13 protein-coding genes are annotated in these 26,936 nt (G+C 50.7%); 6 read left to right on the top strand and 7 right to left on the bottom strand.

All coding sequences use genetic code 11. The features are described 5' to 3' along the window. Nucleotides 1-24: 24 nt before the first annotated feature. The 3 genes from H6F93_RS18310 to H6F93_RS18320 form a co-directional block, all read right to left on the bottom strand. Nucleotides 25-504 (bottom strand): GNAT family N-acetyltransferase, encoded by a 480-nt coding sequence (locus tag H6F93_RS18310; protein ID WP_190683520.1) that lies wholly within the window; start codon nt 502-504, stop codon nt 25-27. Between the two features lie 101 nt (nt 505-605). Then, on the bottom strand, nt 606-3,110 hold the full coding sequence (locus H6F93_RS34715) for a serine hydrolase (protein WP_190683523.1): 2,505 nt from the start codon (nt 3,108-3,110) through the stop codon (nt 606-608). Between the two features lie 341 nt (nt 3,111-3,451). Continuing rightward, complete coding sequence (locus tag H6F93_RS18320; protein WP_190683526.1) at nt 3,452-4,552, bottom strand: calcium-binding protein; 1,101 nt, start codon at nt 4,550-4,552, stop codon at nt 3,452-3,454. 258 nt (nt 4,553-4,810) lie between these two features. On the opposite strand from H6F93_RS18320, the gene H6F93_RS18325 reads away from it, so the two are divergent. From H6F93_RS18325 to H6F93_RS18350, 6 genes are all read left to right on the top strand, one after another. Further along, nucleotides 4,811-5,725, top strand: coding sequence for a hypothetical protein (locus H6F93_RS18325; RefSeq protein WP_190683529.1), 915 nt, complete (start codon nt 4,811-4,813; stop codon nt 5,723-5,725). Between the two features lie 24 nt (nt 5,726-5,749). Then, nucleotides 5,750-6,691 carry a DUF1822 family protein gene (locus H6F93_RS18330; RefSeq protein ID WP_190683533.1) on the top strand — a complete coding sequence of 314 codons (942 nt, stop codon included), beginning with the start codon at nt 5,750-5,752 and terminating at the stop codon, nt 6,689-6,691. A gap of 83 nt (nt 6,692-6,774) precedes the next feature. Beyond that, the gene (locus tag H6F93_RS18335) at nt 6,775-9,240 is read left to right on the top strand and encodes a CHASE2 domain-containing protein (RefSeq protein ID WP_190683536.1); all 2,466 of its coding nucleotides are present in this window, start codon (nt 6,775-6,777) and stop codon (nt 9,238-9,240) included. Nucleotides 9,241-9,274: 34 nt separating this feature from the next. Continuing rightward, entirely contained in the window at nt 9,275-10,000 is a 726-nt protein-coding gene (locus H6F93_RS18340; protein ID WP_190683539.1) for a DUF928 domain-containing protein, read from the top strand. Between the two features lie 75 nt (nt 10,001-10,075). Then, the gene (locus tag H6F93_RS18345) at nt 10,076-15,094 is read left to right on the top strand and encodes a CHAT domain-containing protein (RefSeq protein WP_190683542.1); all 5,019 of its coding nucleotides are present in this window, start codon (nt 10,076-10,078) and stop codon (nt 15,092-15,094) included. A 175-nt stretch (nt 15,095-15,269) separates the two neighbouring features. Next, the gene (locus H6F93_RS18350; protein ID WP_190683545.1) at nt 15,270-16,550 is read left to right on the top strand and encodes an MSMEG_0569 family flavin-dependent oxidoreductase; all 1,281 of its coding nucleotides are present in this window, start codon (nt 15,270-15,272) and stop codon (nt 16,548-16,550) included. Nucleotides 16,551-16,585: 35 nt separating this feature from the next. Here the strand turns inward: H6F93_RS18350 and H6F93_RS18355 are convergent, their stop codons facing one another. The 4 genes from H6F93_RS18355 to H6F93_RS18370 all read right to left on the bottom strand — a co-directional run bounded on the left by H6F93_RS18355 (nt 16,586) and on the right by H6F93_RS18370 (nt 26,936). Then, entirely contained in the window at nt 16,586-18,529 is a 1,944-nt protein-coding gene (locus H6F93_RS18355) for an APC family permease (RefSeq protein ID WP_190683547.1), read from the bottom strand. 863 nt (nt 18,530-19,392) lie between these two features. After that, the gene (gene bcsA, locus H6F93_RS18360) at nt 19,393-21,969 is read right to left on the bottom strand and encodes a UDP-forming cellulose synthase catalytic subunit (RefSeq protein WP_190683550.1); all 2,577 of its coding nucleotides are present in this window, start codon (nt 21,967-21,969) and stop codon (nt 19,393-19,395) included. Then, on the bottom strand, nt 21,966-24,491 hold the full coding sequence (locus H6F93_RS18365) for a cellulose biosynthesis cyclic di-GMP-binding regulatory protein BcsB (RefSeq protein ID WP_190683553.1): 2,526 nt from the start codon (nt 24,489-24,491) through the stop codon (nt 21,966-21,968). The genes bcsA and H6F93_RS18365 overlap by 4 nt, the downstream gene beginning before the upstream one ends. 135 nt (nt 24,492-24,626) lie before the next feature. Further along, nucleotides 24,627-26,936 carry a tetratricopeptide repeat protein gene (locus H6F93_RS18370; RefSeq protein WP_190683555.1) on the bottom strand — a complete coding sequence of 770 codons (2,310 nt, stop codon included), beginning with the start codon at nt 26,934-26,936 and terminating at the stop codon, nt 24,627-24,629.

Consider the following 26,936-nt stretch of genomic DNA (forward strand, 5'->3'; position numbering starts at 1 on the left):
TTGGCACAAACGTTCTGTTCGAACTTACTTAGACTCTGCAATTTGAGCTTCTGTAGTCGTTAACTTGCGAGTCATTAAATAACGTTTTTGATCCGTGAATCCCAGCTTACGATAGACAGCTTGGGCGTTGGTATTAGCATGTTCTACTTCCAGGTGAAGTGTATGCACCTCCAAGGAACGGCAAACGTCCTCCAGAAATTGAAACGTTACTCTGCCAATGCCCTGACCGCGATCGCTTTCACGGATATAAATTTCATCTACAAACGCATCACGTCCTAAATACTCTATGCTGTAGCCCAGCGTTAGAACTACGTAGCCAACTGCTTGCAGCTCGCGACAGATAAACCACACTCGTCCCCATTCTGGATGACGAATCAAATTTTCCAGCGCTGCCCGCACCTGCACCAGATCAAATGGGTGTCCATCGTACTCATAATATTCTTGAACAAGGATCAGCAGATTATCAACATCAGTCAGTTCTGTCAGTCTAAAGTCAATTTCCATCGCTTCAATGCTTTCAGACTTCTATTAAATATTCAACATTGAAGCAGATCTCCAACCTTTCTCGAAAGGTTGGAGATCTGTGCGCCTGGATAAAATAACATTCACACCACAACAAAATGATTGTTGGTCAGGTTGAGGTTTGGAGCAAGCGTTGCTAATTGCCTTGCAGCCTGACCACCAGTACCATCCTGGTCAAACCAGAGGGCACCTGTCGTATTGTTGTAGCCGATGCGATGAGTGATGGCAGTCGCAGAGGCTCCCAGAGTAAATTGGTTGGCTGCTAGTAACCCTGTTCGCAATCCTGAAAATCCACGAGATGAAAGCTGAATCAAATCAGCGGCAACTTCAAAGTCAAGGATTCGGTCGGATCGTTCATTGGGTGCATTGAAGCTGAAGCGATCGCGCCCTGTTCCACCTGTGAGGCGATCGCGTCCTATGCCACCCGTGAGTAAATCATCTGCTCCCCCACCATTGAGCGTGTCGTTTCCAATTCCACCATTGAGCGTATCCCCCTGGCTACCGCTCAGCAGCGTATCATTACCGGCTAAGCCCTGTAGAATCACACTGCCTGCGGTAAACTCAGAAGCATTGATCAGGTTGCGGCTGTTGCCGCCAATCAAGGTCACGGATTCAATGCTTGTGAGCGTGTCTACATAGGGACGAACAATCGTGTTGGGGTTGGTATTGAGGGTAATCGTCAGTGTGGTGAGGCGGGTGTTGGTCAGAGTGTAATAGCGGACATCTCCGACCTCTAGGAGGCGATCGCTACCGCTGCCTCCGTTGATGGCGTCCCAACCTGCGCCACCTGTGATTACATCATTTCCTGCTTCGCCATTGATTCGGTCATTACCGGTATCCCCGTGCATAGAGTCATTGCCGTCTCCTCCCCAAAGGGAGTCATTGTTTGCCCCGCCAGAGATAAAGTCATTGCCATCACCCCCATGCAGAGAATCATTACTGTTGTTTCCATAGAGGCGATCATTACCCATTCCACCGTTCAATATGTCGTGGCTTGACCCACCTCGGAGTTGATCGTTGCCAACTCTGCCATCAAGCCATACGGTGCCATTGGTGAAAGCAGAAGCGTTGATGATATTAGCTCCGCTTCCACCTGTGAGGTAGGCAGATTCCATACTGAGCAATGTATCAGTGCCTAATCCAGTGAGTCGAGTGTTGGTCAGGGTGAAGTTAACATTGCCGATTTCTTGAACCGAATCAAATCCGTTGCCGCCATGCAGGACATCATTACCTGTGCCACCGTGCAATCCATCAATCCCCTCGCCGCCATACAAAATATCATTTCCTGTGCCACCCCAAAGCTGGTCGTTTCCGGCATCTCCATTGATGGAATCATTTCCTCCTTCACCACGTAGGGCGTCATTTCCTGTGCCACCTCGAATGACATCAGCAAGAGAACTGCCGTAAACTGTGTCGTTGCCTCCTCCAGGTAGAATTCGCACACCTTCGATTTGAGTTCTGGGGAGGCGTACAATGCTCTCACGGTTGACGAGGAAATCGAGGCGATCGCCCGCTACCGAATTAATATCAATTGTGTCGGCAATCGCACCTGGAAATCCTCTAACCGTGACAACCCGACCATCATCCAATTGGCTATTTACAGGGGTATGAGTGACTCGCGCATTAGCATATTCAGCCGCGACTTCATAACCAATGGAGGCCAGGGTATTTGCAGCGCGAGAGTCATTGCTGGCATTGTCCACAAAGGCGGCATAGAAGACGACCTGCCCGTTGTTAAAGGTGATTCGCCCTGCTTCCGATCGCTGAAAGTGATTTCCCAAAGCTGGCTTAGCCACAAAATCTCCCGGATTTCCTGTCCAGGAATTGTTGCCCCCTTTATTTTGAAACTCCAGCAGGTTTGCCCAATCAGGCGACAAGAAATCATTGCTAGGAGAAGGATAAATCGCATTATTGTAGGAACGGCTGGCTAAACCTTTGGTATTCACACCACGGTTGGCATCCAACCCCAAAATGCGCCAGAAAGCAGAATGAGAAATTGGATCGAGTAGTGAATTCTCGTTAGCATGAATACGCTGCAACATTCTCACCATTTCGCGTGGAGTAGACAGGTTATCAAATCCCGCTCGATAGTCGCCTCCCGGACCAGTAGTGTTATGGGCACTAGGGGCACCCGTTCCGGTCATGTAGCGGTTCACCCGCGTCACATTCAAGCCTAAATTACGTAACTCCTGGTTGATTTGATTTCTGCCCAGAAAGTCAATGAGCCGATTGGTTGCCCAGTTGTTGCTGTTGGCAATCATCGTTTCTCCCAGGAAGTTGAGGGTATAGTTTGCGTTGGCACGCAGACCCGGAATGGGATTATTGGGATTGCCCTGGTTATTGCCGTACTGGCTACCCGAATTAATTGTGGACTGGTAAGAAATGTTTGGGTCGCGGTCAATCCGCCGCATCAGCGCATAAAGAATTCCAATTTTGATTGTGCTAGATGTGCCAAAAGCCTGATCAGGATTAACGAGAGAGCTTGCACCTGTGGTGAGGTTAATCACTGCTGCTCCAGAACGACCGGAAGCATTGTCTGTGTGAAAGTCGAGGCGATCGCGCAAGGTAGAAAGAGAGGTCGTTACCATTTTGAGTCTCCTGAGTGTGAGGTTAGCTGTCTCTCACTCCAGAAAAATTCTGGTGTTTTATGCAAATGAGAATTTTTTGTGGCGCTGATGGCTGTTAAACCCTTGTTGCGGGGTTGCGCCTAGTCATGCCAAGTTATACAGAATTGGGCTCGCAAACAGGCACTATCTTTGTGCAGGGGCGAGGCTCTGTGTACGGGCGAAGCATTCGGACATAATGCTTACAACTCAATCGCAATCTTCTGTCGAATGCTTCGCCCCTACCGATACTGATACCTCGGAGACGGATTTGATATTAGAGGCTCTGGGGATGAGGAAATTCGATAATAGGAACTGCGATCGCCTTATCCAATTGGAGCAATTTGAGGTGAAACAAATTCAAACACTGAGCTATTTAGGTTCAGTCCCACGGCATTCTGCACAAACCCAACTAGATCCGAAGAGTTGCCATTGACGCGGCGAATGCCTGTCCCTTGTACATTGCCGCCCAATTCTGGAAGGAAGATGAACTGGTTTTGTACGACATAATCTGATGCTGTTCCATTTAGCACGATGTTGTCTCCCGCCGACAAGTCGGTGATGACAGCAAAGTCTGTGCCGCCTCCTGTCGCGTAATAGGCATTGAAGGTATTACCTAAGCTGAACCTATCATTGCCACCACCGCCTGTGAGGATATCGATTTCGCCTGCACCAGGATTGCCACCTATGAGCGGAGAGGTTCGGACTCCGGTTAAGAGATCGTTACCCCCACCTCCGTTTAAGCGATCGCGACCTCTACCGCCAATCAGATTATCGTTACCCCCATTTCCTGATAGCCGATCATTTCCGTCCATTCCAGAGAGAATATTGTTGGCGTTATTGCCCGTAATCACGTTATTCAACACATTGCCAAAGCCAAAGATTGGAGCGGCTCCTGTCAGAATCAGGTTTTCTACGTTATCCGGCAAAGTGGTGTTGATAGCAGATCGAATCGTATCAGTTCCCTGGTTAGCCCCTTCGATGACGCGATCGCCAGCGGTCACATAATAGTTGTCATTGCCCAGTCCACCTAACATGGTGTCTGCGCCTAATCCACCATTGAGGGTATCGTTGCCCAACCCACCGAACATTCTGTCGTTACCATTACCACCGTCTAAGTAATCGTTGCCGCGCTCGCCATACATGCGGTCGTTGCCGTTTCCGCCAAACATTCGATCGTTGCCATTGCCGCCAAAGAGCAGATCATTGCCTTGCTCGCCAAAAATAGTGTCGTTTCCGTCACCGCCAAAAATGGTGTCGTTTCCGGGAACACCGACATTTACACCTCTAGGACTGCGATCGCCATAGATTACGTCATTGCCTCTCAACCCTGATAAGCGATCGTTTCCTCCAAAACCATAGATTGCATCGTCGTTAAGTGTACCGATGCGAACGTCTGCATTTGCGGTTCCAATAATGACTGCCATGATAGTTTCTCCAAAGTGATGATTGCAGGAACAGTAAATTTTCTGTTCGACTATCACTCCGGGAAACGGTGGCAAAATTATGCAAAGGAATCAAATTTTAAGTTTTGAAACAAATGGCATAATCTGAAGCAATTAGTGTGGAGTAAAGGTAAATAGCTTTGACTCGTCAAACGAAACAGCGTTTCATAATATTGGTGAAATAGGATTGAACGCTGAGTGAGACAGTCTGAGCAAGACAGTTTTAGCAGGGTTTCCATTATGGATGACCGACTTACACAACTGGTGCAGGAAGCCCAACTGCTGGTGAGTAAGGGTGAGCAATCGCCTGTGCAGCTACCGATATTGACATTGGTGGATGAAATTTTGCGATCGCGTCCTGTCGGTCGAGCGCTACCCGGACAACCGCTATCCGAGGTTTATCAGAAGATTTTTGAGCATACTCGTAACCACTTATTAGATGTAATTGTGGAGGCGTTAAGTCATTACAATTCTGCACGAGAATCTGCACGAGATTGGGCGATCGCCCTACAAACGGCTGCATTAAAACAGGTGTTAGATGATGTCCAGCTAAAACAATTAGCAATGGAGGCACAGCGTCATCCTTGCCAAACGGTTGAACGGCAACATGCACTCACGCAGTTGGTTACTGCGATTAAGCTTTCAGGGCGTTTGGCTCGTCCCCACCGCACCACTTTTACGCCATCTTTCTATGAATTGCTGTATGACGAGGCGGTGAACCGCACGTTGACGTATATCTGCTGCGCGATCGACAACTACGACCCGGAGCGGGGAGATAAGAAGTTTATGAACTGGGTTAACTTTCGGTTAGAGCGGGTGATGATTGATTGTCGCCACGAGTTTAGCGATCGCGAAACCACTGAATTACCCAACCTGAACGACTTGGAACATCTCGCCCAACCTGAGGAGTCTGATTCACCTGTCCAGCTTTTGCGAGACTACATTGAGCAGGATGCTGAGCAGGTGTTTCGACAAACTCACATTCGCGATCGCCCCGATGCTAACTTTCGCAACATTGCCCTCGATCGGTTTGATGATAAAAGCTGGGAAGACATTTCCGTGCGTCTGGGTATCAAAATTCCCACTTTGAGCAGTTTCTTTCAACGGTGTTGTCAAAAATTTGCCCCCAAATTTCAGGAGCATCTGTTCAGTTAATCGCTATTTTTTCCGGGGGAACCTATGATTCATCTCGAACCACCTTTCACGGTTACGTTAGCACTGGCGGCACATCGACAGGCGGAGCGGTTGCGACAGCAGCACACCGCTTCGCCCAAAGCAAAGCAGGTTTACTTGAATGCACTGGCTGTTTACGCAGTGAGTTTCTATTTGGAATGTTTGGAATTTCAAACGGATTCCTCTAATTTTAATGACCACTGGCTAATGGACAGTGCAAGTTTAAAGGTGCAAAACTGTGGCACATTAGAGTGTCGTCCAGTGTTGCCCAATGAAACCGAGATACGAATTCCACCGGATGTGTGGAGCGATCGCATTGGTTATGTGGCGGTGCAGCTTGATGAATCATTACGAAAAGCCTCGATCCTTGGCTTTGTTCCGACGACAACAGCGGAACGGGTTGCCCTGAGCGAGTTGCGATCGCTCACCGAACTGTTGACCCATTTGCGCCAGCTTCAGCAAACGGCTTCTGCACCTGTAAATTTAGGTGAATGGTTGCGAAATGTAGCAGATGCCAGTTGGCAAGCGATTGGTGAGTTTTTTGACCCCATTCTCAATCCGGCTCAGCCTGCCTTTGATTTTCGGGGCGCTCTATCTGTTTATGCGGGGGAATCTAACACACCCATCATTCGACGGGGAAAAGTGTTAACCCTGAAAACCGAGTCCAGCACAATTCCCGTTTCGCTCTTGGTGGGGCTGCTGCCCGTATCAGATCAGGAGATAGAAATTTGGGTGCAGGTAAAAGCGGCAGAACATCCCCACCTGCCACCAGCGCTGAAACTGTTGGTGTTGGATGAAGCAGGAGCCGAAGTGATGTACGCTCAAGCAAGAAGTACAGAAGCGATGCAGCTTCAGTTCACGGCTGAAGCGGGTGAACAGTTTGGGGTGCAGCTTGTGTTAGATGATTGCTCGATTACAGAGACTTTTATTGTTAGTAGATGGGTGTAATGTGTGTACTACCACGCTGAGAAGGCGTTGGGTTTCGCGTTGCTTCACCCAACCTACTTGGATAATTATTAACTGGAAACCCTATGGCTCCGATCGCCAAATTAGTCACCTTTAAATTCGATGGCGATTTTCAACGTCAGGGATTTCGGGTGACTTTGGAGATCGGCACCGATGGCGATCGCCCTGACTTGGAACTGAGTGGCACCCTTCCCCCAAGTGCAGAACTGGTGCAACAGTTACACCGCTGGCAGCAGCACTATCACAGCCTGGAAGGAGCTACCCGAATCAAACCAAAAGCGATTGTTTATCAAGGCTCAATTCATTTGGTAGAAGCCTGTCGGCAGGCAGGTGTAGAACTGGGCGATCGCCTGCAACAGTGGCTCACTGCCGACTCATTTCGAGTATTGGATCTGCGACTGCGGGAATCTTTAAATCGGGATGACTCAGTTCGGATTGTGATTCGCAGTGCTGACCCTCACATTCCTCATCTGCCCTGGCATTTGTGGGATTTGATAGAGCGCTATCCTCAGGCTGAGGTGACGTTAGGCGCACCCACATTAGAGCGAATAGCGCAACCCTGCACATCCCCTTCAGAGCCTCCTATAGTTAGAATTCTGGCGATTCTGGGGGATAGCAACGGTATTGATGTAGAAGTCGATCGCCATTTACTGCAAGCTTTACCTGATGCAGAAGTAACCTTTTTGGTGGAACCATCTCGTTCTGTGATTAACGACTACCTCTGGGATCAGTCCTGGCATATCCTATTTTTTGCCGGACACAGCCATACGCAAGCAGAACAAGGCTGTATTGCGATCAATCCCCATGACAGTTTGACCTTGGCAGAGTTGAAATATGGGCTGCGACGGGCGATCGCTCAAGGACTTCAGCTTGCTATCTTCAACTCGTGTGATGGCATGGGGTTAGCTCACGAGCTAGAGCCACTGCGCCTGCCGCAACTGATTCTAATGCGAGAACCTGTGCCCGACCGGATTGCTCAAGCATTTCTCACACAGTTTCTCAGAGCCTTCTCTCAGGGGGATTCCCTTTATCTTGCGGTGCGGCAGGCGCGAGAACGGTTACAGGGGTTAGAGCGAGAGTTTCCTTGTGCCAGTTGGCTGCCCTGCCTCTATCACATTTCCGCAGAACCTCCTCTGGATTGGCAAGCCTTGCGGCACAATTCTACGTTAGAATCCCCAGGCGTTGTTAGACACAAGGATGATTCACAGGTATCCAGCCCCCCTGTAGGGGCGTTTCGCGAAACGCCCCTACGCGATTCATGCCTCCAACCAGCAACACCTCAATCACCGTCACAGTCTCCCTCATCCACTACATTTCCCCAACCGATCGCCCGTCAACTGCCGCTCTGGATGGCTCTTGTCACTAGTGTGGTAGTCGCAGCAGGAATGATGGGAGTGCGATCGCTAGGATTATTGCAGCGCTGGGAATTGGCTGCTTTTGACCAGTTGATGCGATCGCGCCCAACAGAAACTTTACCCAAACGTCTCCTGATCATCGAGGCAACAGAATCCGATGTGAATACCTATGGCTATCCCTTGCCAGATGAAGTGTTGAGTGAGGCGATTGCGCGACTGCAAGCCCAACAACCTCGTGTAATTGGATTAGATATTTTTCGCAGTCAAGCCTTTGCTGCTTTACACCAAGCGTTACAGCAGCCAAATGTAGTGTCTCTGTGCAGCGTTCGTCATAGCGACAATCCTGACCGACCGGGCATCAGTCCTCCACCCGACTTACCAGAAACGCAACTGGGCTTCAGTAATGTGGTGCCTGATCCCGATAGAGTGTTGCGACGACAGCTAATGTTTATGCAGCCTGACCCTTCCGACCCGTGTGCTACACGCTTTTCGCTCAACACGATAGTTGCACTTCACTATCTGGATCAGGACGGCATTAAGCCTCAAACGTTAGATAATCACCAGATGCAGTTAGGGAATGCCCAATTTACCCCCCTGGAAACGAAAGGGGGAGTTTATCACGGAATCGATCGCTGGGGATTTCAGGTATTGCTTAATTATGCAGAACTGGAGCAATTTGCCGATCGCCTAAGTTTATCCCAACTGCTGAACAATGCTCCATTACCGAATTTGAGCGATCGCGCCGTTCTCATTGGCATGACTGCTCCTGTAACGAATCCTACAGATTATTTTTTTACTCCTGATAGCGGCACCTGGGCAGCGAAACCTATTGCAGGCGTTCACATCCAGGCACAAATGGTAAATCATTTGCTGGCGGCCGCGTTGGATGGACGGAGAATTCTTAACCCGCTACCAGAGTGGGGCGATCGCGCCTGGATTGCTCTATGGTCAGCGATCGCTGCTGGGCTGACCTGGAAAATTCGTCGCAACAAAATAATATTAGGAATTGCCCTGAGTACAGCGGTAGCTATGCTCTACAGCATCGCATGGGGTGCGTTGATTGCAGGCTGGTGGTTGCCGCTGGTGCCCGCCGGACTGGCGCTAATAAGCAGCAGTGGTGCAGTGCTGCTGGGTAGACGTTACATAGCCCAATCTATCCGACCGAACCCCGACTGAATTGAACTTCCACTCCGCCCCATCAGGAGGAATCATGCATCTCAATTGGATAAGCTTTACAACGCAACTGATCACAACAGGAATACTGGTTGCGCTAATCTCTCCCGCGTTAAATGCAGGAACTCACTTCGCTCAACCCAAAAACGTTACTTACAATCCACCAAATCGGGGTGCGCCCGGAGAAACTCAGGACGCAGGGAGTCGTCCGGCTTGCCCCACTTCTGAAATTCCCTTTACTGCGATTGCTCCTTCCACCAATTGGGGGGAAACGCTCGCCTCTCATCCGACTTTCTGGCTTTATTTACCCTACGCAGCAAGTGCGGTAGAACTGACGCTGTCTGATGAGGGACACCAGGAGGCGGTTTATCGCACTACATTTCAGACCGCAGCAGCGGGAATCGGACAGTTCTCGTTACCCGAAGATGCTCCCGCGTTGGAACCCGATCGCCTTTATCGCTGGCAATTTACTTTTGTATGTGATGCTGAAACCCAGTCCCATTTTCAGGTGACGGGTGTGATCGTGAGGCGATCGCCCACCGTTCAACTCACTCAACAGTTACAAACTGCTTCACCCAAAGAGCAGGTCGCTTTGCTTGCAGCTCACGGCTTTTGGTATGACGCGCTGGATCAGTTAAACCAACTGCGACGGCTCAATCCCACTGATGAAACCCTTGAGTCGGATTGGGAAAGCCTGTTGCAGCATCCCGTAGTCGGTCTGGAAGATTTATTGCCCGTTCCACTGACTGAGTGTTGTTCCTAATGTTTGCAGTTCACAACGTCACTTCTGATTTCTAATTCTCAATTTGCTCCCTCTAATTGAGAGGTTAACCTCACGATGCTAGCGATCGCCCTTTCCCCCGAAATTCCTGTACCTCCTATTCTGCCGGCTTCAGAAACAATCGATTCCTCTAGCCTCACTGCCGCTGTAGGTTCGGTGAGTTCGACTGAATCGATCACCCATTCACCAGAATCCTTTGCGGTGGAGTTCTCAAATTCTGCGAATGGTGCGATCGCACCTTCCGAATGGCTCGTCGCGCAAAATGTGCGTCCGGCAGGGGATGGAGTGGGGACAACGGTGGGTCAAGTGGGTGATCAGTTTAATATTCAAGACGGTCGGCGATCGGGTAATAACCTGTTTCACAGTTTTGAAGCATTTGGGCTGGATGCCGATCAAACTGCCAATTTTATCTCTGAAGTAGGCATCGAGAATATCCTAGGACGAGTCACAGGAGGCGATCCTTCTGTGATTAATGGCATAATTCGAGTGTTTGAGGGTAACTCAAATTTGTATTTGATTAATCCAGCCGGAATCCTCTTCGGAGCGGACGCTAGCTTGAATCTAGCAGGTTCTTTTACTGCTACGACTGCCAACGGCATTAGCTTTGATGAAGGTTGGTTTAGCGCTACCGGAGAAAACAATTTTGCCAGCTTAATTGGAGAACCAGAGCGGTTTGCCTTCACCACCAGTGAACCGGGGGCGATCGTCAATTCAGGCAATTTAAGCGTCCTTGCTGGTAACTCACTGTCACTCATTGGCGGCACGGTCATTAGCACCGGAACATTGACCGCTCCGGGAGGAGACACGGCCGCTATCGAACCGAGAGGAGTCATGATCGCTACCGTCCCAGGGGGAAATTTAGTACGAATCAGCCAGGAAGGTTCGCTCCTGAGCCTGGATGTACAACCTTTGGGAAGCGATCGCCCCAACGCGCTACCTTTTACCCCTGCATCACTTCCAGACCTGTTAACTGGAGGCGAAATCGATCACGCAACCGATTTAATCGTTAACCCTGACGGCTCTGTGCAACTGACAACCGGAAGAACAGTTGAATCAGGAGATATCGTTGCGAGTAGACTCAGCACTGCCACATCAGACTCCGTTAATTCAGGAAATGCAGTTGCAGAGAGTGGTGATGTGCTGCTTTGGTCTACGAATGCGATCGCAGCGGGAACGATCGATACGTCTGCTGAGGCTAATGACAGAAATGCAACTGCGTCAGCAGGAGACATCAGGCTACTTGCAAACGTGGATATCACAGTAGGAACCTTTGACACATCTGCTCTCGCTCAGGCCAGCGGGTCGGCTCTGGTTACAGGTACTGCAACAGGAGGGGATGTTCAGTTAGAGAGCCGTATGAATGGTAGTCACATTAGATTCAGCCGAATTAACACCGGAGCAGAGGCAAGATCATCTAGTACAAGTGCCAACGTGGATGGAACAGGCGGAAATGTAGAGATTTTTGCCAACGGAACAGTACGCGGAACGGGTACTGGAAACACTATCAACACTCAAAGCACAATCACTGAGGGACAGGTTACCAGCATAGCCGATGGAGGTAGTGTCACCATTCAACATGATGGAGGAGCTGATAATGTCCCGTTTATTGTGGGTGATGCCAGCGAAAATGGTACAGCTGGAGCAATCAATACAGGTGAAGTAACCCTCACCAATGAAACCTTTGCAATCGTCGGAACAGAAACTCGCGGAGCAAGAAACGAAGTTTCTGTCACCCTCGCAAACACGGCTCCTAGACTCCCGCAGGCATCCCAAATTCCTCAGATTGAACTCGGTCAGCCTATTTCATTTACATTGGCAGAGCTAAATCTGATTGCGAGTGACGCGAATGCGGATAGTACAACAATACAGATTGTAGCGATCGCCTCCGGCAGACTCACTCGCAATGGAGTTGTGCTGCGTCCAGGAGATACCGTTAGCCCCAATGACGTTTTAGTTTACACCCCGCCTGCTGAAACCTTGGGAGACTTAGATGCGTTTAGTGTGAGGGCAAGCGATCGCCTTTCCGTCTCTACACCAGTAGCCGTTAACTTTAACGTAGTTGAGCCAATTCCGCCTTCCGTTACCGACCCATCTCCCCCTAGAACTGATCTGCCTACTCCTCCAGACGCATTCCCGGTTGAGCAACTTCCGCTCAACTTACAGGTCAGCACAGATAGGCTGTTGGGTGAACCGCTGGCGCAATCCCCTCAGTTAACTCCCCTAATCGTGCTGGATGTGGTTTGGCCCGAACCACTACTGCTCCTTTTACCACCCAGACAATTCCTGCAAGGCATTCCCTTAGACGGAACTTCGGGAGAGGACACTGCTGGAGGACAATCAGGAACACTAACCGATTTTACGGCAGGGTCCCGTCCTACCTTCGGAACTCCAGACAACCCAGATGACACTAATCCTGGGCCATTGACTGAGCCTGATGCAGATATAGTCGAAGATTCAACTCCTCCGAATCCCGATGATTCCGGAGAGCCAATCGAGCCTGATTCATCTAATCCTGATTCTTCACCCACTTTTGAGCCACCAGCAGACGAGACTGTTGCTGTTGCTCCTACTGACGAGGAGCCATCCACAGCAGCACCATCGGTAGATGGAGATTTGGTTAACTCATCACCTAATCTGAATTCTGATCGGGTTGTTACATCACCTGATCGCTCAATTGAGCAACGGATACAGAATTGCCAGGCGCAAGCAGAACGAATTCAGGCAACGGGTGCAGCCGATCGCAGTGAAGGGCTGTATGCACTATTGATTAATTGCTACGAGCAAAATTTAGCGATCGCCCAAGCTGCTGAGAACTTTGAGTGGCAAGCCTACTCGCTGAACAATCTAGCCATTTCTCACTTTGTGATTGGCAATTATCAGCAGGCAATTGACTATCACCAACAGCAGTTACAGCTTGCTCAGGAGGCAGGCGATCAAACTCAAGTTGGCATTGCCCTATCTGGTATTGGTGCAGCTTATGGAGCATTAGGGGACTACCCAACTGCGATTGATTACTACACGCAAGGACTGGAAAAAATCTCGGTTACAGTTGCACCCCAATGGCGATCGCTCACTTTGCGAAACTTAGGAAATGCTTATCTGATGCAAAAGGACTATGAACAGGCGATCGACTACCAAAACGCGAGTTTAATCCTCTCTCAGTCGGTTGGCGATCGCTATGGTGAGATGCAAACATTAGGAAATTTGGGCAATGCTTACACCGGCACAAGGGAATTTGATCGGGCCATTACCTACCACCAACAGAGCATTGCTTTAGCGCGAGAATTAACCAATCGCTTGCAGGAAGCCCAAGCCTTATTGAATTTGGGAACGACTCACTCCTATCGCCACGACTACATCCAGGCAGTCACTCACCATGAACAAAGCCTAATCATCATGCGCGAACTGAGAGCACGACTGGGAGAAGGTATTGCCCTGACTAACTTGGGGGATGCTTTGTTTAATCTCGATCGCTTACCTGAAGCAGAACAAGCCCTATTTGCAGGGATAGAAGTGTGGGAGTCGTTGCGGGCAGGGTTAGGCAACAATGATGCCTTGAAAGTATCAATCTTTGAAACGCAATCAGCAACCTACCGCAACCTCCAGGAAGTGTTAGCCGATCAGGATAAAGCTGCGATCGCCCTGGAAGTCTCAGAACGAGGACGGGCAAGGGCATTTGTGGAACTCATTGCTAGAGATGCAGCAGGTGTTGATCAGGAGCAATTTGCTGTAGAACCTCCTAACTTAAGCCAGTTGCGTCAAACCGCAATCGACCAAAACGCCACGCTAGTCGAATACAGCATTATCCGAGAACAGGCAGTAGATACCCCTCATGGCGCATCTGAGCAATCCCTGAACGAACCCCAGGAGTCGGAGTTATTCATCTGGGTAATTGCGCCAACGGGAGAGGTGACGTTTCGACGGGTTGATTTGCGATCGCTACCCAGTTTATCCAATGCTTCTCTCGCAGAATTGGCAAACGTGGCGCGACAAGGCATTCGAGGTGAAGGAGTCGCCCATGATTCCAGCACTAATGAATCTAGAACAGGAGACAATGCTGTACTCACCCCCGGAGACTTGGTAAGACGGTTGGGCGAACCGTCTAGTTGGCAACCCTATCAGGTTACGGCAGTTGACTTGGATGCAGGTACCGTCACCCTCAGCCATCCTGAAATCACCTTGCCTGCCCCCGTTGCTCTGGCAGAAGTGTATCCCGTCGAATCGCAGCGGTCTCAGGTTCGTCGCTCTCAATATCGTCGCTTACAACAGCTTCATCAAATTCTGATTGAGCCAATTGCTGACTTGTTGCCCAACGACCCCAACGAACGAGTGATTTTTGTGCCACAAGAGTACCTGTTTTTGGTTCCCTTCGCCGCATTACAAGCCCCAGACGGACAATATCTGATAGAACATCACACCTTGCTCACGACGTCAGCCGTTCAGGTACTGGAGTTGAGCCAACAGCGTCCCGCCAATGCAGCTCAAACTGCCATTGTGGTTGGCAATCCTGCTCCCATGCCGGGGTCCCTGGCTCCTTTGCCCTATGCTGAAGCTGAAGCTGAGGCGATCGCCCAACTACTCAACACCACTGCAATCACGGGCACCGATGCAACTGAAACTGCGATTAGACAACGCTTATCAGATGCTCAAATCATTCACTTTGCCACTCACGGGTTGTTCAACGAAACTCATCCTTTGCAGGGGGCGATCGCCCTTGCTCCTTCCACTGCTGAAGAAGATGGATTTCTTACCGCCGCTGAAATTCTAGATCTGTCGCTGAATGCAGAATTGGTTGTCCTAAGTGCCTGCAATACAGGAAGAGGCAAGATTACAGGAGATGGAGTTGTTGGACTATCGCGATCGTTGATTGCCGCAGGTGCCCCCAGCGTCATGGTCTCCCTGTGGCAAGTCCCCGATGATGCCACATCACAACTGATGGTTGATTTCTACCGCCATCGACAACAGTTCGATGATGCCCAAGCATTACGACAATCCATGCTCAGCGCGATGCAGACCTATCCTAATCCCCGCGATTGGGCTGCGTTTACTCTGGTTGGTTCTACACCCCAACGCTAGAGAAACCTGTCAGTTTAGACAGGGGAGAATGATGAAAGGAGCTAGCTTTGATCAAAAGAATTGTCTTCCCTGACCTTATGTTTAGACTTAAAACTTCCGTAGCTAGAGATACAAAACACCTCGTTTGTCACCCTCTACTCTGAATGTGTTATCTAAACCAGTAAGAAGCAAGCCAATGAACAATCACTACTCTGTCATCATTGTAGGAGGTGGTCAGGCAGGTTTATCCATGAGCTATTGCCTGAAAGAGAGAGGCATCGATCACATTGTTTTTGAGAAGAATCAAATAGGTTACTCATGGCGTTCAAAGCGCTGGGATTCCTTCTGTTTAGTGACTCCTAACTGGCAGTGCAAGCTACCTGGATATTCTTATCCAGGTGCAGATTTAAATGGTTTTATGAAGAAGGATGAGATCGTTCAATATATTGAGGAATATGCTGCATCATTTAATCCGCCCGTGAAAGAAGGCGTTGAGGTATTAAAAGTCAGAAAAGATACTCAAGGGAAGTTCGAGGTACTAACTTCGATTGGAGAATTTACAGCCGATCAAGTTGTGATTGCGTCCGGCAGCTATCATTCTCCCAGAATACCAAGAATTGCTGAACGGTTTCCCCAACACATTGTGCAGTTGCATTCATCTGAATACAAGAACCCCCAATCTCTGTCTGACAAAGCGGTGTTAGTCGTGGGAACAGGACAGTCGGGCTGCCAGATTGCAGAAGATCTACACCTTGCTGGGAAAAAGGTACATTTGTGTGTGGGCAGTGCGCCGCGATCGCCCCGTCGATATCGAGGAAAGGATGTGGTAGATTGGCTCGACCAGATGGGCTACTATGACCTATCGATCAGCGAACATCCCCAAAAAGACAAAGTGAGAGCCAAAGCCAATCACTATGTCACCGGACGCGATGGTGGGCGGGAGATTGACTTGCGTCAGTTTGCCGTTGAGGGAATGCAGCTTCATGGCAGACTGAAAGAGATCAGCGACGGTAAGCTCAAATTTGACTCTGATCTAAAGCAAAACCTGGATCAAGCGGATGCGGTTGCCGAGAGTATCAAGAAAACCATTGATAACTTTATCCAAAAGAATCAGATTCAAGCGCCTACAGAACCCGCTTACAAACCAGTCTGGAAGCCAGAAGAGGAAGCTGCAATTCTAGACTGTGAGCACGCAGATATTGGTACGGTGATCTGGAGTACTGGATATCAGTCAGATTTTGGCTGGGTGGAGATTCCGGTATTTGACGGAAAGGGCTATCCGGGACACGATCGCGGCGTAACTGACGTGTGGGGTTTATACTTCCTGGGGCTTCCCTGGCTATACACCTGGGGGTCAGGAAGATTTTCGGGAATTGCACGAGATGCCGTTTACCTGGCTGATTACATCACCGCAAAGAAGAAAGTTTCCTACTCCAATGCTTGGAGTGTTGTCAATGAGTTCCTAATTGGCTCTTAGCTTTTAGTTGGCAGATAGTTGGCAGAGATTCCGCTTTACCCACCCACATGAATTGAGGGACGTCGCTCAGGGTCTTTCTCCGCCTTACGCAGCACTTCGCGAGTCACAACTGCAATGTCACCTTCTCCGAACAGAATGAAGCGCAACAGGTATTGAATTGGGTTTCCCTCTACCCAGCCAAAATAGGCATGAGGAAGTTCGCCAGTTTGGTCACGGGTATGGAGTAAGATGGCAGCGATCGCATTCGGCACAGCAGCACTTTCAGCCCTCAGAATGCGGTAATTTCCGACGGTAGTGCCTTTCACTCGAACAATATCGGCAAACTCCGATGCATCAACAATTTGAACCTCTAGAAAGAGGACAGGATCTTCTAACGGAATATGATTATCCTCTCGGACTTCCTTTTCTTTCTGGTGGTATTCTTCGACATCTCCAACATTAAACCGATTCGCGATCAGCCGTATTGTCTGTTGGCTTGCGTCAGCGATAAAACGACGAGCCGTTTCATCCATTTCAACTTGCTCTACCCGTAGTTCAGTCGATCGCCATACCCGCGAAACCAGAGAGGTCAGCACGATCGCTCCAATGAAAAAGCCAGCAATTCTGATCCCTTCAGGTCTTTCAATAATATTGACAATAGTGGTGTAGATAAATACTAAAGTGATGGCACCAAAAGCGAATCTTGCTCGTTGGGTTCCGTGGCGACGAGAGGATAGCGTCACTGCGACTGCTGCGGAAGTCATCAACACCAACACGCCTGTAGCATAAGCTCCTCCCTGTGCTTCTACACTCGCTTTAAAGAGAACGGTTACAGCAAAGGCAATAATGGTGTAAACCAGAACGAGCGGGCGAGTGACTCGCGTCCAGTTCGGTGCCATGCCATAGCGCGGTAAGTAGCGCGGCACGATGTTTAACAATCCTGCCATTGCAGATGCGCCTGCAAACCACAAAATGGCGATCGTACTCAAATCATAGATTGTGCCAAAGCCATTGCCTAGATAACGGTGAGCAATGTAAGCCAGAGCGCGACCGCTAGCATCGCCTCCCGGTTCAAACTCTGCTGCTGGAATTAGCAGTGTCGTCACCAAGCTGCTGCTCAGCAAGAAGAAACTCATAATTAATGCTGCTGTAGTCAGCAACTTCCGCGTATTGCGAATGCGCCCAATTGGATAATCCTCCCTATCACTGCTATTTCCCTTAACCAGAGGCATTACAACAACTCCCGTTTCAAACCCTGACAAACCCAGCGCCAGTTTTGGGAAAAGCAGAACTGCCACACCTAACATTGCTAAAGGATTGCTATGACTGGCAAACAAAGCTCGTTGCCAATCCCCAATGACAGAAGGTTGCTGAACAATTTGGGACACCCCAACTCCAATGGTGATCAGGTTCAACAGCAGGTAAGCACCCACCAAAAAAACCGCTAGACCGATCGCCTCCTGAAATCCTCTAAGAAATACAGCTCCCAGTAGGGTAATGAGTACGAGGGTAATGGCGATCGCCTGCCCGTGCAAAAAGTGCGGGGCTAGAGGATTCTCAATAATATGAGCTGTAGCATCCGCTGCTGAAAGCGTAATAGTAATAATGAAATCAGTTGCCACAAAACCCAGTAGGCAAAGCACAAAAAACTTACCCTGCCACCAGGGAAGCAGATGCTCTAGCATTGCAATTGAACCCTCGCCATGAGGGCTTTTGGCTGCAATCCGTCGATAGATAGGTAAAGCTCCAAACAGCGTTAGCAGCACCAGGATTAAGGTTGCCAATGGGGAAAGAGCGCCTGCCGCTAAAGCCGCAATTCCAGGTTGGTAGCCTAGAGTTGAGAAGTAATCAACTCCCGTAAGGCACATGACCTGCCACCAAACATGTTTTTGATGGGTTTGCTCTTTGGGGTAAGGGCCCTCTATAGTTTGCTTATCTTCCTCAAGCAACCAGCACATCATTCTGCGGTAGTATTTATTTGAGCTAACTGCGCGAACCATAACCCCTGCACCTCGCTGGATCAAACCTGTATTCAGAACAAGCTTTATCACTGTAAATGGTCTAATCCACGTTTTTACAACTCAGTTAGCAGCGGAAGCTGATCTGCACAACTCGCGGACATTAGAACGGTTAGTAGCGCGTTAAGCTAGAACGTTGGGTTCCGCTGCACTTCACCCAACCTACCCAACCTGCACAAATTGTGGATATTAGAACGGTAGGTTGGGTGGAGCAGAGCGGAACCCAACGCTTCAGACTTGCCATATTACGAGTCCCACAATTAGAAAAAAGCCGCGACTTTCCTCCAATCGTTCCCAAATTTTGGCTTAAACACCCAACATTAGCCCTTGATCGGGACGAAAAGGGGTTCTGTCGCGCCCAAAAGAAGTTTTGTCATCCTCGAAAGAGGTTCTGTCGCGCCGAAAAGAGGTTCTGTCGTCCTGGAGAGGAGTTTTGTCACCCCAGAAAGAGGTTCTGTTACGCCAAAAAGAGGTTCTGTCGTCCTGGAGAAGAGTTTTGTCACCCTGGAAAAAGATTTCGTCGTGTTTTTTGAGTTAAACCTTCTGTGCTAGGGCAATAACTCAACTGTTGACGTGAAGCCCTTCTATTTCCAGCCTGGATCTTTCTCTTTCACAAAGAGGCGGTTAGGGTTAATTGGCTGACACATATTTTGATGTAGATGAGGTGGAACGACGTGAAGCCTAATGCTTATGTAGATTCTGTTGGGTTACGCTTTGCTTCACCCAACCTACGGAGCACTATTAGGTTTCAGGGTTTCATAAGACAAAGAGGTCAGGGATATCCCTAACCTCTTTGTTCCATAAATCAAGTTTTGAGCGGACGAGGTTCTAAACAGAACGCTGTTTCACCTCAGCGTTTTGAGAAGCTGTTTGATTTTGATTCCCTGTTGGCGATCGAGATTCTTGGGAAACCGTAACTCGATCACCGTGGGGCTAGTTGTAGAGGCTGCACTGTAAGGCGTATCCACCATCCGTCCTGGCAACTCAATCGTCTCAACTTGAGCAATCAGCCGTTTAGGGAGTGGGTCAGTGGAATATTGGCTGACTAACAGTCCTATTGCTGGCTTGTTGTGCCTCATCTCATCCAGGTTGTGAATTGTCTTTTCAGTCAACTCCAGACGCAGCGTGCGGGTATTGATCTCGGTTGCTGTGGCAGGGTGAAATTGCCCTTCCCAATAAATTTGCACAGCTGCGCTCACCTGTTTTCGCACCGTCACTCTGGGGTCTGGTTTGGGATCTTGGAATACCCGGAAGAGTCCCGTGATCAAAAACCTGAGCGAACCCAACGGGTTGTCCAAGTTCTGGCGTTCTTGGGAGTACCACTGGTTAACGTCCGAGTAGAGAACCAACACCAGTGCGTCAAACTGGATTGGAGTCGGATTAACAAAGTCTACCGCTACGATGATTTGATTATCATTTTGCGGCGTTACCCGAATGATTTGCCCATTTAGAAATGCTCGTGCGCCAAAGTCGCCCACCAGTTCTAGCTCAATCTGATCGGGCAGGTTGGGCCAATTTTCTAGCAGAATGCGGCAACCCGTCTCACTCGCATCCAGGGTTTTACCTGTCCAGGTCTGGTCTTGACTATAGATAATGGCTGTAAGCTGGCGATCGAGACGGTGAGCGCGGCGCAACTGAGGCTGCTCAAAGGCAACGAGAATTGCGGCAATCAACAGCAGCAGGTTAAACACACTCCAGGCGGCATTGATGATTACAGCTTCCTGGTTTTCGGGTCGCAAGATTAACCAGAAGGGCACCGTCATCAGGGAAACCAGCAGCAGAATGGAAACAATCACAGGCACCTGAGCAGAACTCCAGTCAAAGCTGCGTTTGTTGACCATCGTGCCTTTGGCGGTCACATTGAATTTGCCCAACTTGGGATTGAGCAACGCCATGAAGGTAACCAGACCGTCTTGAAATGCCATTGCATATTCAAAGATCTCGTTCCAGAAGGAGAAGCGAACAGTTTTATAGGTGATGTAGTTGGCGTTCATCGCCAACACGATGTGGGGCAGGGCGTAGGCTAGCGTTTCTGTACCTAAACCGCGAATCAGGTCAACGCCCAGCAGCAGGTAGAGGATGGGGGCGATCGCATACATCAACCGAGGAAACCCAAAGAAGAAGTGAGAAGTCGCCGAGAAGTAGCACAATCGCTGCGCCAAACTGAGTTTGAGTTTGGGGTTAAACAGCGGGTTTTCTAGCCGCAAAATCTGTGCCATACCTCGCGCCCAGCGGACCTGCTGCCCCACGTAAGCAGAAAACCGCTCTGGAGCCAGACCTGCCACCATGATCTTGTCGTAGTAAACCGACTTGTAGCCTTTGGAGTGCAATCGCAGGGAAGTATGGCAGTCTTCAGTCACAGTCTCCACGGCAATGCCGCCAACTTCCTGCACATAATCTTTGCGGAAAACGGCTGCGGAACCGCAGAAAAAGGCAGCATTCCAGAAGTCATTTCCCTTTTGCAGGACTTTGTAGAACAGCTCATTGTTAACTGGGACTCTGCCCTGCGTCAGCAGGTTGCGCTCAAACGGGTCAGGATTATAAAACCAGTGAGGGGTTTGCACCAGCGCCACTTTGGCGTCATAAAAGAAGCCAACAGTGTGCAGCAAAAACTGACGAGTGGGAATGTGATCGCAATCCAGGATCAGAACTAGTTCACCCGTCGTGTGCTGCATTGCCGTGTTGATGTTTCCGGCTTTGGCGTGATCGTTGTTGTCACGTATCAGCATCATGCAGCCCAGTTCGTTGCAGATCTGACGAAGCTGTTCTCGCCGCTCAGGAAATTTGCGCCCGTCATCTAGCACATACACCCGCTTCTTTTCGGGTGGATAGTCGATCGCCATTGCTGCCAGGGCAGTTTTTCGCACAATTTCTACATCCTCGTTGTAAGTGGGAATGTAGATATCAACGCTAAACCACTGATCTTTAGGATAAGCAGAGAGGTCTACGGGCTGGCGGTCTTTGAGTTTGAGCGTTTGAAAGTAGGCGAGCAGGAGAGTGGCGATCGCATACAGTTCTGCCCCAAACAGCAGAATACTCAGCGTTCCATTCACCCAGCTATCCAGATTTAGCGTGTAGCTGGTGCGGTAATAGAGATAGCGAAAGGTGGTGACAATGCTCAGCCAGACCAAAAATAAGTGTAAGTATTCACTCGTCTGCTGCTGGGTTTGCCGCTGCTCTAGCCGCACCATAAACCAGCCAATCAGCATCAGCAAGATCGCCACGATGGTTTGTTGCCAGATCGTGAGTGGTGCAATAATCAGCGGCACTGACAGCACCAGCACCAAAAACACCAGCACCATCAGCAGAGAGCGACCCAACCCACCAAAGAGAACCCCAAGCCAATCTGGTAAGCGGCTGAGCAACCACAGGATTCCGGTCGGACGCGGGCTGCCCTGATGCTCATGAGAAGAACTGGTCATCTTGCACCTCCACTGGCAATGCGGTTGATATAAAGTTGAGAAATGCCGTACAGCATCAGCGCAGCTACTACGATGCCAGTGGGCAGAAGAAACCAGTTGTCTTGCAAGAAGCGAGTGGCCCGACCCAGCAGGTTAGTTTGCTCGATTCGCCGCTGGTTGGTCTGCTGAAGAAACTCCAAGTTATAGCCTGTCGCATCGTAGGGAGAAGGATTCGGTTGATTAGCTGCCACTAGCACCGTGTCTCCCTGGAATTGGAAGAACAGCGGATCATTGGCAAACATTTCCTGTACCCGATCCAAGCCCTGGTTTGACTGGGCGGTGAGAGCCAATAAGATACGCTCAGCATTCCAGGGAGAAATCACGGACTTGATTACGCCTTCCTCATCAGATAAAGTTTGCAACTGGTTATTGTTGCGCTGACGAGAAAAGAATTCGCCTAACTTCAGCCCCCCAGAATTTGCCGCAAAGGCTTCGGGAATGGGGAAGCGATCGCGGATGCCAATTCCCACCAGGTTCTTTTGCTCTCGTACCTCTGCTGGAACGCTGTTTGCCTGATAAACGTTTAGCTTCACCGAGTCAGCGCGGCTGACTCGCCCCAGGCGTTCGCTCAGCTTCAGCAGCGTCATCACTTCGTAATCGTTGGGTGCGTCGGGCAGCACGGCTGCCGTGCTGGAAAGATCTTGAGGTGCAGCGAGCGGAAAGCCCGTTTGCAACAACCGCAGGTCGGGCAACTGCACCGCATTCTGCCGATTCAGGTCAAAGCTAGTATCACCATGAACGGTACCCCAAAGCTGCTGATCCTGACTTTGACCACATTCCTCCGTGACCCGTGGTCGCAGGACAAACAACACTTCAATTTGAGAGTTGGGCTGAATCAGGCTCTCTGGCAAATTCACATTGAGCGATTCGCGTCCCCCTTCTTCTGAAGCGAGTCGCTTGCCACCAACCGTCACACCATCAATCCGAACCTCGATCGCTGAAGTGCGAGGATTGACCTGAGGGCTGTAGCTGTAGCGCAGCGTCATTGTGTTGCCGCGCATAAACTGGTCATCGGGCAACGCCCAAAAGTTAAACCGAATCGGTGGCGCATTGGAGCCATGCACAGTCGTGTCTTTGAACGGTTCGCCATCCGTACTGCGCAAACTGCTAAGGGTAAAGGTGTCTTCGGTGGGCAGGTAGCGATCCCACTGACGCGGAGGTGGGGATGAAACTTCGTCGATATTAGTGACAATTAGCGCCTGACCTGCGCCTAGTGACTGACCATCAGACTGCACAAGAAACTGTACGGCTTTGGCAACCCCGGCAGCATCGTTGCCTGTAGCCACTAAAACTGGAACGCCGTTATCTTCCAGCGTGGTCATCATCAGCACACCTACATCCCCCGGCAGGGTGCTGCGGTTGCCGTCTAAAAGCTGGTTGCCCTGAAACTGGAAGGGCAGCGATAGGTTTTTGAGCACAGGCTGTTCGGTGGGAGTGCCGATGAGAATCAGGCGATCGCCCCCCTGCACCTGATCCAAATCTGTCACCATACGCGTGTCAACTGGGCGAAAGTCGGCATAGCGACCAGCAGAAGCCTGAAACCGAGCGGCAGAGGTAAGCCAGGATTCACTTAATTCTTTAGGACGCAGGTAAACCAGGCGATCGCGATCGAGTCCTAAATCGTCAATAAAAGGATAGGGATAGCGGTTAAAGTCGAGGGCGACTGCCTGCGGTTCAAACTCAAACAGCAATTTCGAGTCGGGCAGCACCTCCGTCCACAGCATCGGGTCAGTTGGGTCGGTGCATTCCTCTGAATTCTGCTGCTGAGTGGCGATCGAAATCTCATTCCTGTCCTGCAACAGCGACGTGGGAATGTTAAACAAAACCTGTCCGACTTGAGAGTTGGGTCGATTCAGCGCAACACTGCCAATGCTCGTATCATTCACCCGCACCGTCATGCTCGACTGGTTGGGCAACAATGCTGGGGAATGCTGAAACCGAATCAGTGCCTTAGCTGACTTCACCCCCCAACCCCTCGGACGAGTAAAGCCCAGCCGCGTTTCTGGATAAATTCCTTCTAGCCGCAAGCGATTTCCCACCACCGGACTGCGGTTAAAGGACAGCATGTATTCATAGGTGGTTGCAGGCGTGGCTGGCTCCTCAGGGGATGTGGCTGGCTCCTCTGTGGATTCTGCTACAGGCGCGGGTGCAGGCTGACGAGCCGCAGGCGCGGGGCGAGGAGAAGTGTTAGAGGGTTGCGATCGCCCTCCACTACTAGCAGGTGGCGCACTCGGCGGGGCAGGGCGAGGACGATAAACCGGAGCCTGACGCGGCGCTTCGGGCAAGACAAACTCCCGAATTACCTGCTCTTCCTGTTGCTGAATTGGGCGATCGGTCTGAGCTTGAGCCAGAGTGGTTAGTCCCAACAGAGTACTCAAACAACTCAAACAGAAAAGCAAAATGAGGGAACGCCGCCACAGGCGAAATCGGCTAGAAACGCGGCGAAGTGGAAAGGAGGGAGGAGAGTGACGAGATGGACGCATAGGAAGTAGGGGTGGGGGTTAGGAGTTAGGAATTAGGGGTTAGAGAGTGTAGGAGGGTTAGAGAGTGGGGAGTGTAGGGAACTGAGGAGGGTTAGAATCTGCATCCCTAGCCCCTAGCCCCCAGCCACCTAGCCCCTAATACCGCTCCCAAGGGGGCTGAAATCCTCGCTGTTGGAGGAAGCCTTCCTCTAAAAGCTGCATTTGCTGATTCAGGTTTTCGTCTGTAATCCCTTGAGCGAGTTGCTGAACCTGAATTTGTTCAAGCCGCTGGAGTGCTTCCAGTCGTCTGCCCTGTACAGCGGTCAGGGCAATTAAGGAAGTTTGGGCGACCGGATCGTCGGGGCGGATGCTCAACACCTGGTTGTAAAGCTGGGCGGCGGAGTCATACTGCCGCTGCTGAAACCGAACGCCTCCCAAGGCAGAAAGCGCATCGGTGTTGTTGGGTTCCTGGCTGAGAATGGTTTCGTAGGATTCGCTAGCCAGATCCAGATCGCCTAGCTGTTGTGCCAGTTCTCCCTGGACAAAGTAGGCGCTGAGGTTGGTGCGATCGCGGGCAATCAGTTCTGTGACTCTTGCCCGTGCCAAAGCAGGGTCACGCGGAGCTATCACCTGCGCCAATCGGAGCTGAATTGGAATGTTGTTGGGATCAGCCTCTAGCAGCGTCAGGTAAAGCGTCTCTCGCTGAGCATTGGCGGGCAACACGCTGACCAGGTTATACAGTTCTGGTGGTGTGTCGGTAGCGGGACGCTCTTGCAGCCAGCGGCTCAGCACCGCCTGTGCTTCCGCTTCAGAGATCAGCCGTCCCTGATAGGCAAGACTGGCACGTCCGAGTTGGAGGGTGAGATTTTGCGGATCGCGGGCGATCAGCTGATCGTAGAAGGCGATCGCCTCATTCACCCGTCCCTGCGCCTGCCGAATGCCTGCCAAACCTTGCAGCGCGCCGTTCAGTACGCCTTCATCTGCCGGATTGCTGGCAATGATTGATTCATAGCGCTGTGCGGCCGAATCTAGGTTGCCTTCACGCCGATCGATTTCTGCCAAAAGCAAGTTCGGTGACTGGTCTGCCGGACCAACTGCTGCACTGTAGGCATTCAATGCCGTTCTTGCCCCAGCGTAATCATTCCGCTGAATCAGGATTTGAGCGACGCGGAAGTTAAGCAGCGGTTCGTTCACACCAGCCGACAGCAGCGATTGATAAATCGGCAGCAGTTCTGGATCAGGGGAATCGATTCGTAGAAGCGATCGTGCAATCACCTGTTGCTGGAAGCGATCGCTCGGCAAAGGCTGTAGTTCAGCCTGAAGTCGCTGCCGCAGATCGGCTCTAGAAATTTGTCCAAGCTGGCTTTGCAACACCAACTGCTGCGTCAGCAAGCCCTTGTCATCAGGAAATTGGGGAGTCAACTGCTGGTAAAGCTGAAGCGCGTATGCCTGTTCACTCGATACGCCGCTCAGCACGTCCGCCGCCTCACGCACCAGAGCCGGAGAAGCACTGGTCGTGGTGAGAACCTGACGATATAGCGAGGCAGCTTCAGTGTGATAGGCAGTGTTGCCGCTGTACCGCCCCATCACACTGAGGGCACGAGCTAGCGTCAGGCGTGAATCACCCCGTCCGCGCAAGGGATCGATCGCTGCCTCTGCCTCGGTAAACTGCCGATTTGCTGCATACGCCGAAGCCAACGCTGCCCGAAGCTGGATCGTATCTCGGTTAATTTGGGGCGACTGCCGCAGTTGCGGTTCCAGTACTTGAATTGCCTCTGCTGGATTGCCTGTTTCCTGGAGAGCCAACGCATAGGCGATCGCCGAATTCCCAGAAATCGACTGTCCACTAGCTCGGTAGCGGTTAAATAGCTCCAGACCACGCCGATAGTCGCCTGTGTAGGTGTAAACCTGCGCTGCACCCAGGACGGCATCCGGCGTGGGATTGTTTTGCAGCACAACTTCGTAGTCGGCGATCGCATCGGCAAATCTGCCCTGGTAGCTATACAGCAGCGCCCGCTGTGCTCTTGCCTGGTTATCGTTTGGGTCAATGGTCAGCAGCGTATTCAGCGCTTCAATGCCCCGGTTTTGCCACTCGGAACGATAGCCACCCAGCAAGCCAATGGTATTGAGTGCCAATCGATTGTTGGGGTCGATGGTCAACACCTGCTCGTAGGCTTGAAATGCCTCTGCATCCCGTCCGGCTCGACGGTAGGCGATCGCCAAACCCAACTGCGCCTCGACCGATTGGGGATTTTGCCGCACCGCCTGCTGAAATGCTGTAATTGCCTGATCGACCAATCCCTGACTCAGCAGCGTGTAGGCTCTGCGAATGGCAGAACTTACCGCCTGAGCTTGAGCAGCGGAAGGGGCGATCGCCAGCGCTAACAGCGGGGTCGCACTCAGACATGCCAGCAGTAGCAGGCTAACCAGCCGATGACAGGATTTGGATAAAGCAAACTTTTTCAT

Source organism: Leptolyngbya sp. FACHB-671 (assembly GCF_014695745.1).
Classification (GTDB): Bacteria; Cyanobacteriota; Cyanobacteriia; order Elainellales; family Elainellaceae; genus JAAUTN01.